The organism is Pandoraea faecigallinarum (assembly GCF_001029105.3).
Taxonomy (GTDB): Bacteria; Pseudomonadota; Gammaproteobacteria; order Burkholderiales; family Burkholderiaceae; genus Pandoraea; species Pandoraea faecigallinarum.
In genome coordinates, this window is the sequence record NZ_CP011807.3 from 4,200,245 (window position 1) to 4,212,735 (window position 12,491).

A 12,491-nucleotide genomic window follows, 5' to 3' on the forward strand; every position below is an offset into this window, starting at 1 on the left:
GCTGTTGCCGGCTATGTTCCGGTACCGCGCGGTGAAGGGAAGACATCGCGCAAGCCCTTGAAATAACAAGGTTTGCTGTGCTCGATTGGATGTGGCTCGAAGCCCTAGTGGTGCCGGGGACCGGACTTGAACCGGCAAGCCCGAAGGCGGCGGATTTTAAGTCCGCTATGTTTACCAATTTCATCACCCCGGCAAGGGCTCGCATTCTAACATCCCCCACCGAGATACGTCAGTTGGGTATCATGGGGTATGCACTCACTGTGCGCGTCAACGGAGATCGATCCATGCTGGAGAATCTCGACCGTATCGCCCTGTCGCTCGACGCCATCGAAACCGCCGCCCGGGACGTCGCCATGCACTCCCCCCAGAATGCGCAAGCCCTCTACACCGCGCTTATGGAAATTCGTAACGCCATCGCACTCGTCGCTCAGGAAGTCGTGCGCCTCGAACACGAAATCCACGGACATAACCCCTCCGGCAACGGACAATCGTGACACCCCACGCATCCCACGCATCCCACGCTTCTCATGCCGCACACGCGAGCGACGCCCGCGCCGCCCACCGACCGTCGCTCCCTGAGCCGAACGCCGTCCCTCTCACCGAACCACCCACCGAACCGCCCGCCTGCCTGGACCTCGCACTCGCCTTCGGCACCATCGGTGCCACCGGCTTCGGGGGCGTGCTGCCGTGGGCGCGCCGTATGGTGGTCGACCAGCGGCGATGGCTCACCGACCGCGAATTTGCCGAATTGCTCCCGCTCGCACAACTCCTGCCCGGGCCCAATGTCGCGAACATCGCCACCGTGCTCGGACGCCGCTTCCGTGGCCCGCGCGGCGCCGCTGCCGCGGTCGCCGGCCTCTATTTCTGCCCGACCATCGTCATCGTTCTGATCGGCTTCGCCTACGCGCAATGGGGACAGACGAACCTCGTCCAGCATCTGCTCTCCGGACTCATGCCCGCGGCGACAGGACTGGTTATCGCGACCTCGCTGCGGCTGCTCGCCGGGCTGGAACGTCATTGGACGACGCTCGCCTTTGCCGGTGCAACGTTCGCGGGCAGTTTCCTGCTCGGCCTGCCGCTGCTCGTCGTGCTCGGTGTGCTGGGCCCCTGTGCGATCCTGACAGCGTACCGGCGCGCGCAGCGGCATCGGAAGGACGGCGCCGGCACCGACTCATGAACACGCTAATCGACCTGTTTCTGCACGGCTCGCTCTGGTCGCTGCTCGCTGTCGGCGGCACGAACGTCACGCTCGCCGACATTCATCGCTATGCGGTCGAGACCCGCCACTGGATCACCGACGCGCAATTCGTCACCTTCTTCTCGCTCGCTCAGGCCGCCCCCGGTCCCAACGGCATGGCCGTCACGCTGATCGGTTTGCAGGCCGCCGGGCTGCCCGGCGCATTCACGGCCACGCTCGCCAAATGCGCCCCAAGCTCATTGCTCGCCTATCTTGTCGGTGGCTGGGTCGACCGGCACGAGCGCTCGCCGTGGGTGCGGGCTGTGCGCGCCGGACTCGCACCGATCACCGTCGGCCTGCTCGCGGCCAGCAGTGCGCTGCTCGCACGTGAAGTCGACGTCAACGTCGCACGTGGCCTTGTGACGCTCACCGCGGTCGTCGTCACCTTGCGCACCCGCTGGAATCCGCTCTGGCTCATCGCCGCGGGTGCCTTGCTCGGCCTTACCGGCTGGTTGATGTAGCGGCCCAGCCGGTGATCGTCATGATCGCGGCAATCGACGCCGCAGCAGCACTGCCCGCGAGCGCAGCGGCGACCGGCAGTCGGGCTTCGGGTGCGATGGAATGCCCGTCACGACCATTGACGCAGATGGGCAGGCCCGCCACAGCGTCAATCTTCGTTACGAACCGTCACACACTGCCGCCAAACCAGGGTTCATCCCGCCAGGGCAACGGGTCTACAATAGGCAACACGTTTCACAACACGGTGTGTCCCCATGACCGTCCCCTGTTGTACGTCGCAAGCCGAGGCACCCCCGGGCACCTCCTCCCATGCCACCCACTCGCGGATCGCACGCGACGGACCGCCGGCTGCGAAGGCGGCACCGCTCGCTCACCCCGCCACGCTGGCCGAGCGGTTCGACGCCGTGCGCGCTGCCTCCGTCGCCTTCGCGCAAGGCCTCTCGGACGCCGACGCCACCGTCCAGTCGATGCCCGACGCCAGCCCCATCAAGTGGCACCTCGCGCACACCACCTGGTTTTTCGAGACGTTTCTGCTCGGCGAAGCCAGCACCTTGCCGGGCAAACGCTACCACCCTTACGATCCCCGCTTCGCCTATCTCTTCAATTCGTACTACGAAGCCGCCGGCCCACGTCACCCGCGCCCGCAGCGCGGCCTGCTTACACGGCCCACGCTCGACGAGGTGCTGGCTTACCGCCGCCACGTCGACACGGCCATGCACGCACTGCTGCTGCACGCCGAGCTCGCTCCCGATACCGTGGGGCTCATCACATTGGGTCTGCATCACGAGCAACAGCATCAGGAATTGATGCATACGGACTTGCTGCATCTCTTCGCGCAGAATCCGTTGCGCCCCGCCCATCGTCAACCGTGCGCGGTACCGCATGCGGCGTCGCCGATGCGCTGGATCGAGCATGCAGGCGGTCAATTCCGCATCGGGCATCCCGGCGATGCGAGCAGTACCGGCGGGCACTTCGCCTTCGACTGCGAGACCCCGGCGCACGACGTGCTGCTGCGCCCCTTTGCCATCGCATCGCGCGTGGTAACGAACGGCGAATGGCGCGATTTCATCGAAGACGGCGGCTATCGCATGGCAGGGCTGTGGCTCTCCGACGGCTGGGCGACGGTGCAGCGCGAGGGCTGGGGACACCCGCTGTACTGGGAACTGCGCAACGGCGAATGGCATTCGATGACGCTCGCCGGCATGCAGCCGGTCGACGACGACGCCCCGGTACAGCACGTCAGCTATTTCGAGGCCGACGCATTCGCCCGATGGGCGGGCAAGCGCCTGCCGACAGAACAGGAATGGGAGGTGGCGGCGAATCTATCCGGTGAAATGTCCGGCAGCGTATCGTCACCCGCGCATCGAGCAATGGAGCAACGCTTTGGCCCGGTATGGCAATGGACTGCGAGTCCATATGTCGCGTATCCCGGATTCCGGACGGCATCGGGGGCCGTCGGCGAGTACAACGGCAAATTCATGTGCGGACAGTTCGTGTTGCGCGGCGGGTCCATCGCCACGCCGCCGGGTCACGCACGCGCCACGTACCGTAACTTCTTCTATCCGCATCAGCGCTGGCAATTTTGCGGCCTGAGGCTCGCGGAGGACCGCTGATGTCGCAAGCCACACCATCCCAACAGGCCGCGTTCGTATGCCCGTCGCTGCCGGAAGACGCTTTCGCCACCGACGTGCTCGCCGGCCTCGGCCGTACCCCGAAGTCGCTGCCCAGCGTCTGGCTGTACGACCAGCGCGGCAGCGTACTCTTCGAAGAGATCACCGGCCTGGACGAGTACTACCAGACCCGCACCGAAACCGCACTGCTGGGTGAATGCGCCGCCGCCATCGCCGACGTCATCGGCCCGGACGCGGTCGTCGTCGAATTCGGCAGCGGCTCCAGCCGCAAGACCCCATTGTTGCTCGACGCGCTCGTCACTCCCCGCGCCTATGTGCCGGTCGATATCGCCGACGATTTTCTCGACGGCGCGCTCGCTACGCTCGCCCGGCGATGTCCCGGCATTCCCATGCTGCCGGTGCGCGCCGACTTCACCCGCCCGTTCCATTTGCCACCGCAGTTGCGAAACACGCGGGGGCCGCGTCTGGGCTTCTTTCCCGGTTCGACGATCGGCAACTTCGCGCCCGCGCAAGCCGCCGCATTCCTCGCACACGTGGGCAAGATGCTTGGCCCGCACCGCCACATGGTCGTGGGGGTCGACGCCTGCCAGGACCCGGCCGTGCTGCTGCCCGCCTACGACGACGCGCGCGGCGTGACGGCGCAATTCGATCTGAACGTGCTCGTGCGCATCAATCGCGAACTCCAGGGCGATCTGCCGCTCGACGCCTTCCGCCACGAGGCCCGCTTCAATGCGGGCGCCAGCCGCATCGAGATGCATCTGGTGGCGCAGCGCGCCTTTACGGCCACCGTACTCGGTCACCGCTTCAGTTTCGCCGCCGGCGAGTCCATTCATACTGAGAACTCCTACAAATACGGCCAGACGGAATTCCGCGCCCTGGCGAACTCCGCGGGCTGGGATGTCGAACGCGTCTGGCTCGACGCCCGCTCGCGTTTCGCCGTCTATCTGCTGTGCCCGGCCACCGCCTGCCCCCCTGCCCCCCTGCCCCCTGCCCCCTGAGCCCCTGAGCGCCAGGGCCACGGCGGCAGCTCGCGCCCCGGTGCCGCATCTGCCGACGAAGACGCCTCCGGACAGCCCGGTCGCCTCCTCCTCGCGCCTTTCCGGCCCAAAATGTCGCCGGCGCAAGGCAGTGAAAGAAAAATGCGCTGCCATCGCTAAAGTTTTGGCGAATTTCTGCCGTTGATGCATGCAGACTCATGCTGCCCGCAACGCGGATCGCGAATTCCGCGCGGCAGCCCACCTCACAGCGCCCGGCCACGACCGCGGCGCACCGTTGATACGTATCGCTGCACATGAATTCACGCGCAATGGGGATGCACGTGGCACCGGCCTGGGCGACAGCACCTGCGGCCCGATGCACTCGCACAGACGCTCGACCGGCCGACGCGACATCGTTCGCGCGGTGCGTACGGCGCGCGCCCGCTCGCCTGGCCGTCGTTGCGCAAGCGGCGCAGGAGCGGTCCCGATGAGCCGCATCGCCCTCACCCTGTCCGACTCGGCGCTGGCAGACCTGCAAAAGGATTTCGACGCCTTTGTGCGCATCTCGTCGGCCGTGGACCGACATTTCACCCCGCCGCCGTTCGACGACTTCCTGCGCGCCCGCCTGCTCGACAGCACGGTGCCGCTCACGGAGGCCGCCGTTGCCCAACTGCTCGCGGGCGGCCATTACGCGTGGGCCAAACGTACGTTCGACAAGCAATTTCCGGACGTCGTCTCGATCATCCTCAACCAGGCGCGCCAGCACGGCTTCTATTTCGTCTCGCGCCCGGAGTGGTCGCGCGAGGATATGTCGCGCCAGGCCAGCCGCTGGGCCGAGGGCATCGTGCGCGAAGCGAAGGGCGAGGAGCGGATCGTGGAATCGCTCGCCGGTCAGATCGTGACGTCCGCACAGGACCTGCGAACGCTGGAAGCCACCTTGCAGACGCCCGCATGGCGCACCGCATCGGTGCTGCGCGAACGCGTATTCGAAGCGAAGCGCGCCGTGGAAACCGCGCGTTCGCTTCAGGCCCGGGAAAAGCTTGGCGAACTGCGCACCCTGCTCGATCTTGCCGTGATCTACGGTTCGGTAGGTACTCAGGAAGCCGAACAGATTCTGGAGTATCTCGGGGTGCTGCGGCCCGAGTTATTCAACGACGATCCGGGACTGTTCGAGCGCATCGCCGCGTGGTTGCGGCGCCTGCTCACACCGAGCGTGTCGCGCCCCGCGCCAGTGCCCGAAGTTCAGGTCCCCACGCTCGCGACCGAAGCCACGCATCAGAACGCAGAGCCGCTGCATACGCCCGCCGCACGCTGAGGGCCACACGTCGGGCGTCGCGCAGCCGCTACGGGAGGTCCGCCTGCACCACCACGCCGCCGAAGCGTCCTTCCTGCGCATGGAACACGGCAGCGCCAATAAAGCACTCGTGCAGCAGGTACGGTTCGGGCGGTTCGGTGCCGACGTAGAAACCGGTGAGCCCGCCAAAGGCGTCTTCATTGACGAACGCCACGCGTCGGCCCGACGCATCCGTGAGCAGCGCACAGCAAACGTCACAGATCGCGCGGGGATACCTCGGCATCGCCGGAATCGCCCGTCCACAGTGGGCGCACTTCTGCCATTCCTGTGTCTCGCCGTCGTTCGCCGTCATGTTCACAGCTCCTGCATGGTGATTCGCGTATATGGCCGCAACGGGCCCGGCACATTGTCGGAGTTGTCGTTGATATCCGGTTCGACCTGCGTGACTCGGAACGTCGCGCCGGCCCGAAGCAACACCTCCTGTTCGCTCCTGTAGCGAGACAGTTCGGAAACGTCCTTGCCGTGGATGACATCGAGCCTGACGAAGACCGGCGTCTTGAAAGTGCCCGTTCTCATGAACTTGATGGCTTCCTCCGGTCTCTTGCTGCTACTGGTGAATTTCTGGAACGTGTGCGTGTCCCCGACCGCGTAGCTCGCACGCAGGAAATCGGCCTGCCCGCGATAGGTGCGGCCGGCGAAATCCGGAAGGTCCTGCAAAGCGTTATCGAGAATCGGGTTGTGGATGGCCGCCTCGGCCTGCAGGTCGGAGACCGACACCTGGCCGGCATCCATGCGCGCTTTCACGCCCCTCAATTCCGCTTTCTCGTTGACGTGCGCGCCGATCTTCGTGCTGGCGAGCATGCCGCCTTCGCGTGCGGGATTCTCCACCAGATACGCGCCGCCCGTGTACAGCGCGATGCTGGCCGCGGCGATGGGACTCAGTCGCGCGGCCAGGGGACTTGTCGCGGGAGCGGCCAGAAGCCTGCCATGCGTTGTCATCGGCGCGCCACCGGTGGCCAGTTCGTTGCTCACGAGTTCGAAATTGGGCCAGAGCCTCTGATAGACGATTTCGTCTGGGAAGTTCTGCCCGACACAAACGTTTTCACGGATCTGTTCGATCGTCAGCGGCGGGATGTGGTGATACGCATACGGCCCAGGCCTGTACGACAGGCCGAACGACTGCGACACCGCCATGATTTCGTGGAAGCTATGGTCGTTGCTGGTGAGCATCCAGCCGAGCAGGGACAAACGGAATGCGTCGGGACTCACCGGGTTGCCCCAGATGCCGAGAAATTTCAGCGCCTGAAGCATGCGATCGGTCGTGCCCGACGGCCCCGCGACCACCGGCATCTTCAATGTCTGGACAGCCTCCTTGACCCACTCGTTGCGCAGACTCGCCGTGAAACGCGTGCCGCCCTCTTCCCACGGCAGGCGCTGCGTGTCGTCGAAAACTCTGGGGGCTGCGCCGAACAGGCGTTGAATGTCGGTTCCCTCGGAATAGTCCGGCAAGCTGTGCACGGGACTTCGACTCATGATGAATTCCTGCTCGCGCGAGCTGAGGTCGGCATTGAGAGCACCGCTTCGCAAATCGGCAGGCGTGCGGGCGCTGCCGCTGTAGACCTTTCTCAACGCCGTCTGAAGCGTTTGAAGACTTGCGCGCTTGAGCTGCGCGTTGGCGTCCGTCTTGTCTGCGTTGTCCTTGAGCCACGTGTAGCTCAGCGACTGCATCGCGTTGTAGCTCGACAGTTTTTCGGTGGCACTCGTGGCTGTGAGGAATGTGTCGAGCTGCTGACCAATATTCGCGTAGGTCGTGCGCACCGTGCCGGACGGCACGCCTTGCAGATCGGCTCGCGTAAAGTCGAATGCGTCGAAGTTGAAATTGAAGGCGTCGCTGGAAAAGGCGCCGATGTTGAATGCCTCGTCCCGCCCCTCGCTTTCGAATACGCCCTTCTGTCCACGCAGCAGCGCGTCGTCCTCGCTTCGCGTGAACCGGTCGCCGGCAGCCTTGTAGACGTCGAGCAACTTGCCGCCCGTGTCGAACCGCTTCGCGAGCGAATAGCCGAACCTGTTGGGGTAGTCCGCTATCTCGTTCTTGCGCGCCTCGATCTCGTTGACCCCGGCGGCCGCGATTCCCATCCCCGTGAGCGAGGTTCTTGCATTGGCCCACGTTTGGCCCGCCATCGGTCCGGACAAACGGATGTGGTGCTCGATCATGCCTTTGAAGGGACCGAGCGAGGCGTTGTAGAACGCGGTCATCCGTTCGCGCAGATTGCCGCGATTGATGACGTCCATCACGGTCGCTACATCCTTGCCGACATTGCCCGCGTACTTCACGTCGTCGCCGCCGAACACGTTGGCCGCCTTGGTGTTGTCCGCCGTGACGCCCATCACGTCGCTCATCTTGCTCAGCGCCTGCTGGGCGGCGGTAGTCGCTGCGGGGAAGTTGAACAAATACAGCCCGAGCCGGTGTTCGAACGCCTTGGCTTCCTTGAAATACTGCGCCGTGTCGTCACGCGTCGCGAGTTCCTGCTTGACAAGACTCAGCAGTTGACGGATCCCGGTGCGTTTGACCTCGTCGTTCGCGTCGGTCTTCTTCTGGTTGTCGGAGAGCCACTTCTGGCCGAGCGTCTGCATCTCGTGCAGCAGGCGCAGCTTTTGCGCGTCGTCTGCTGCGGCCTGATACTGCCGCAACTTCGCACGAATGTCTTCGAAGGTGCTGGTGCCGAAAAAATTGCCGAACGCGCCCGAGGCATGGCCCGCCAGCACCAGCGCACCGAGGTTGCATTGCACGACGCCATCCGGCGCCGCGCCTTTGAACTGATGCGGCTCGGCCGCGTCCTGCCCGGCGAGCCCGCCGCCCTGAAATTGCAGCGCTTTGGCGCCCATCACGTCGGCCTCGCGCTCCAGACCGGTGTCGACGTTGACCGACACGCCGCCTTTCATCTGCACCATCGGCCTCACACGCCCCTGCGCCTGTTGCACCACGTGCCACGCCTCATGGGGTAAATGCCGCTCCTGCCCCGGTCCGAGATGGATCTCCTGACCTTGTGCGTAAGCGTGCGCCTGCAATTGCGCCGGCTTCGAAGAGTTGTAATGGACTCTGACACCGTCCATCGAGATGCCGGAGAGCTGCTCGATGCCCGACTTGAGGTGGTCCGGGAGGCCGGTGTGATTGGCACGGGACGTGGGGACGGCGGCGGAGACGGCAGTGGGGGCGCCGGTGAGCGCGTCGGCTTGCTGTTGCCGTTGCACCACGCGGGGACTGTTGTGGATGGCATCGACGCGCTGGCGCTGTGCGGCGATGACCGGGCTACTCCCGATCATCGATACCATGCGCCGCTGTGCGACCATCGACGGCGCGCTCTGCGTCAATGCGTCGTCGGCGCGCGACCGGTACGGAGGACGGTGATCTCTGCTGTCATCAAGCTTTGATACTCTCGGCTCCGCGCTCTCGATCATGACTGACCTCAGGGGCATGGGATGGTCGGGTGGCTAATAATAACCTATTGGTTTGCCAACGATTTTTCCGGCCGATCCGCCGCATGCGGGCTACCGGTTGAAGATCAGCGCCACACCGGCACTCGCAATCAGCGCGCCCCACCAGGCGCCAGCGGCCGGACGCTGCCGGGTGCGGATCCACAGCAGCGGCAGCACCATCACGGGCGTCGTGGCCGAGAGGGTCGCGATGACACCGGTGTTGCCGTGGCCCATCCCGTAGAGCAGCAGCGTCATGCCAACGGCCACGCCGACGAAACCGGACGCCGCCGTGAGCGCGAGCGTGCCCGGCGTAAACGCGGAAAATATAGAGCGGCCGCGGCGCGCCGCGATCACCGTCAGCCCGAGCGCCGACACGCCCACGCGTACCGCCGACGCACCCACCGGGTCCACCCCCGCCGCCATGACCGGCTTGGCGATCAGCGTGCCGATGGAATGACACAGCGCCGCCGTCAGCCCAATGGCCACGCCCACACGCACGTCGCCGCGCACCGATTCCCAATGATGCGCGTCTTCGCGACGCCCGCCGAACGCAATCGCCAGCGCCACTCCGGCCGTCACCAGCGCGACGCCGAACACCGCACGCCATCCGAGCGCTTCGCCCAGCCAGACGTAGCCGAGCACGGCCGTCATGGGTGCGTTGGTGGCAAAGACGATGGAGTTGCGTCGCGGCCCAAGGCGGCCGAGCGATGTGTAGAGAATCGTGTCGCCCACGAGAATACCGATCAATCCCGACGCCGTGAGCCGCAGCCACTGCTCCAGCGAGAGCGGCGGCCAGCCGCGCAGGGCCGCGAGCGCAAACAGCAGCATCGCGAAAACGAGCAACATCCGGGCGTAATTGAAGGGAAACGAACCGGCCTGACGAACAGGCGTGATGGCGATCATGCCGCTGCAAGCCCAGCAGAGGGCGGCACCGAGCGCGGCGAGGTAAGCGAGTTGGGTTGTCATGGTCAGGGGGCGGACGACGCGGAGCCGCAACCGCCCCCGCCGTTGGGACGCCATTATACGAGTCACATGCCCTGTCCGGGGGTACTGCGCGCCCGGTGGCCGGACACCGGCACACGCCTCAAAGCGCTTCGTCGAGCCGGTACAACGCGTCGAACATCACGCGATAAGCCGCCGCCACGCCATAGGCCCCGCGCAGCATTCGAAGACGCGACGGCACATCGGGCTCGCCCGCATCCTCGACCCATTGCGACAACAAAGCCGTGCCGCCGCAAACGCTTGCATCGTGCCGCGCGTGGGCGCAAACGGCGGCAAAGCCGTCGGCCGCCGACGGATAGCGCTTTGCGAGCGCATCGAACTGCGCCTCGATTTCGCTGGCGGCCCGTACGGCGGCAGGCGCCTGACACAACGCACAGCACCCCACGTAGGCCGGCATGTCGCCTGCCGCGCCGATGATGAAATCGATGAGCGCGTGGGTCGCGTCAAAGGCGCCGCTATCGAGAAACGTGCGCGCCGCCGGACCGCAGCGCAGCAGCCCCGCGGCGAGCATCGTCGACTGGCCGCGTTGCTCGCGATACTGGCGCAGCAACAACGGCCGCAGCGCCGAGTCGGTACAGCGTTCGACGGCGATGCGGTTGTGCACGTCCGCCCCCGCCGCGCGATGGTAGAGCTGCGCGAGAAACGCCAGCACCTGGATATCGCTCGACTCGCCCGCGAGGAACCGCGTCCAGAATGGCGCCGCGAAGATGCCACGCACCCAGTCGTCGCATATCTGCCCGAAGGCCGGCACGACATCGCATTGGGCGGGCAACACATGCACGAGCGCCTCGTCGACGAGCGTTGCCAGCCACGTGCCCGGCACCGGCGCTTGCGTGAGCAGCACGCCGTGCCTCATGCGGTCGAGCCACTGGCGGGTATCGACGGTGGCGTCGTGCAGCGTGCACGTCACTTCATGCGACGACACGGTCACGGTGTCCGGCGCACACGTCCATTGCGCGTGCGGCGAGGTCATCGCCCAGACGGCGTCATCGTTCGACGTAGCGTCTTTTGCCGGAGGCTTCGCGGCATGCGGCACCGAGACCCTTACCGGGTCCTTCGTCGCACCGTCCGCCGTCCCGTCCGTTGCAGCCATCGCGCTCATCGGACAATGGCTCCGAGCACCGTCAGCCGCTCGGACGAGACGCTGCGCACGATCTCGATGCGCAACGGATTGCCCCCGGCGGAATCCATGCCCGGCGGTTGTGCGGCCTCGCCCACGCCCCCACTTCGATGCGCCCGCGACCTGGCCCGCGCGGCACCGGACCGGCCCGGCGACTCGGCAGCGGCGGCAACCTGCGTGACACCCTGTGAGGCCGCCTCGCGCCCGGGTAGCGGCTTCGGCACGTCCGACGCCTTCGCGGAGGGGGAGGATTTTGATGACTTGGCAGACTTGGGCGATTCGAGCACCACGGGAAGAAACGGAAATGGCATGGGCGACGGGTCGGGCGAATGGGACGGCATGTCGGCTCCTGTCAGCGGTTGAACGACTTGGCAATGACCCGGGCGACAGCACGTCCGGGCGAGCCATCGCCGGCACGCGACAACGTCGCGACCGGTGGGCGGAACGACTACCTTAGAAAATCCCGGCGGACTGCGGAAGGTGACGAAACTCTAGGATGTTTCACATGACATTGAATGTGATAAGTCCGAAATCCCGGTTCAGCCGCGAGCCGACAGCCTCTCCGTGCCGTGCGACGCCGTCCCCATGGGGCATTTTCCCAGGCGTCGTCTCGGGCAATTTTGAGAAATTTCCCAAGAACGAATGACAATTTTGGAAAGACACGGCGGATGTGCCAAAACGCAGACCGCGGCATCGCACGTGCCGCCTGCTCGCGTCGACATGCCGCACCGGCGCATGCGCAACCGTCCGGAAGGCGCGAGTACAATCGATCGCACGCCATACGTCGCCATACAAGGAGTGACAGCCATGCATCTTTACCAGCGTCTGCCGATCTTTGTTTTCGAGATCGAAGCCTGCGAAAACCTGAAGTACATCACGATGGCGATTCGCTTCAATCTGGATCGCAACGGCCAGCATCTCTCGCTGGCCGACTGGCAGCGTCTGCCGTATGAGGCGCGCGAGACGCTGGCGTCATGTGTGCCGGGAGACGAGGACTTTGCGGCGCGTCTGGAGGAGATTGCCCGCACGCATCTCGGACAGGAGGTCGCGCGCAGCGTCGATCCGGCGCCCACGGCCTGGCAGGATGCCAATGCGCTACCGCCGGGACTGCTCAGACAGTGCGAACTGGCCGACCTGCTGCCGCCTGACGTCGGCAACTGGGGCACGCTCACGCCGTTTCGCCGCTATGTCCTCGCGAAACTCTCGCGGCGCGACACGCTCAACCACTGCTTCGTGCCCGCCATGCTCGAATTCGGTCTGGCGCAGACGCAAGCCGAACTCTGAGCGGGCCGCC

General features: G+C 65.6%; 12 protein-coding genes and 1 tRNA gene. 7 read left to right on the forward strand and 6 right to left on the reverse strand.

What is annotated here, in order from left to right:
- Positions 1–108: 108 nt before the first annotated feature.
- Positions 109–193, reverse strand: a tRNA-Leu gene (locus tag AB870_RS18410).
- A 91-nt stretch (positions 194–284) separates the two neighbouring features.
- Here AB870_RS18410 and AB870_RS18415 point away from each other — a divergent pair.
- The 6 genes from AB870_RS18415 (at position 285) to AB870_RS18440 (ending at position 5,619) form a co-directional block, all read left to right on the forward strand.
- Entirely contained in the window at positions 285–494 is a 210-nt protein-coding gene (locus tag AB870_RS18415) for a hypothetical protein (RefSeq protein WP_071386896.1), read from the forward strand.
- Positions 491–1,177 (forward strand): chromate transporter, encoded by a 687-nt coding sequence (locus AB870_RS18420; RefSeq protein ID WP_084663859.1) that lies wholly within the window; start codon positions 491–493, stop codon positions 1,175–1,177. Before AB870_RS18415 ends, AB870_RS18420 begins: the two co-directional genes overlap by 4 nt.
- Positions 1,174–1,698 carry a chromate transporter gene (locus AB870_RS18425; protein WP_047905814.1) on the forward strand — a complete coding sequence of 175 codons (525 nt, stop codon included), beginning with the start codon at positions 1,174–1,176 and terminating at the stop codon, positions 1,696–1,698. Before AB870_RS18420 ends, AB870_RS18425 begins: the two co-directional genes overlap by 4 nt.
- Before the next feature lie 252 nt (positions 1,699–1,950).
- Entirely contained in the window at positions 1,951–3,309 is a 1,359-nt protein-coding gene (egtB, locus tag AB870_RS18430) for an ergothioneine biosynthesis protein EgtB (protein WP_084663861.1), read from the forward strand.
- The gene (gene egtD / locus AB870_RS18435; protein ID WP_047905815.1) at positions 3,309–4,325 is read left to right on the forward strand and encodes an L-histidine N(alpha)-methyltransferase; all 1,017 of its coding nucleotides are present in this window, start codon (positions 3,309–3,311) and stop codon (positions 4,323–4,325) included. The genes egtB and egtD overlap by 1 nt, the downstream gene beginning before the upstream one ends.
- A gap of 466 nt (positions 4,326–4,791) precedes the next feature.
- Positions 4,792–5,619 carry a DUF4088 family protein gene (locus tag AB870_RS18440; protein ID WP_047908404.1) on the forward strand — a complete coding sequence of 276 codons (828 nt, stop codon included), beginning with the start codon at positions 4,792–4,794 and terminating at the stop codon, positions 5,617–5,619.
- A gap of 28 nt (positions 5,620–5,647) precedes the next feature.
- Here the strand turns inward: AB870_RS18440 and AB870_RS18445 are convergent, their stop codons facing one another.
- From AB870_RS18445 to AB870_RS18465, 5 genes are all read right to left on the reverse strand, one after another.
- A complete protein-coding gene (locus AB870_RS18445) occupies positions 5,648–5,950 on the reverse strand; it encodes a hypothetical protein (RefSeq protein ID WP_047905816.1) in 303 nt (100 codons plus the stop codon).
- A gap of 2 nt (positions 5,951–5,952) precedes the next feature.
- Positions 5,953–8,970, reverse strand: coding sequence for an eCIS core domain-containing protein (locus AB870_RS18450; RefSeq protein WP_237169985.1), 3,018 nt, complete (start codon positions 8,968–8,970; stop codon positions 5,953–5,955).
- 177 nt (positions 8,971–9,147) lie between these two features.
- Entirely contained in the window at positions 9,148–10,041 is an 894-nt protein-coding gene (locus tag AB870_RS18455) for a DMT family transporter (protein ID WP_047905817.1), read from the reverse strand.
- 118 nt (positions 10,042–10,159) lie between these two features.
- Positions 10,160–11,179 (reverse strand): hypothetical protein, encoded by a 1,020-nt coding sequence (locus tag AB870_RS18460; RefSeq protein WP_047905818.1) that lies wholly within the window; start codon positions 11,177–11,179, stop codon positions 10,160–10,162.
- Complete coding sequence (locus AB870_RS18465) at positions 11,176–11,538, reverse strand: hypothetical protein (protein WP_047905819.1); 363 nt, start codon at positions 11,536–11,538, stop codon at positions 11,176–11,178. The genes AB870_RS18460 and AB870_RS18465 overlap by 4 nt, the downstream gene beginning before the upstream one ends.
- Before the next feature lie 466 nt (positions 11,539–12,004).
- Here AB870_RS18465 and AB870_RS18470 point away from each other — a divergent pair, with 466 nt between their 5' ends.
- On the forward strand, positions 12,005–12,481 hold the full coding sequence (locus AB870_RS18470; RefSeq protein ID WP_047908406.1) for a nitrate reductase associated protein: 477 nt from the start codon (positions 12,005–12,007) through the stop codon (positions 12,479–12,481).
- Positions 12,482–12,491: the final 10 nt, after the last annotated feature.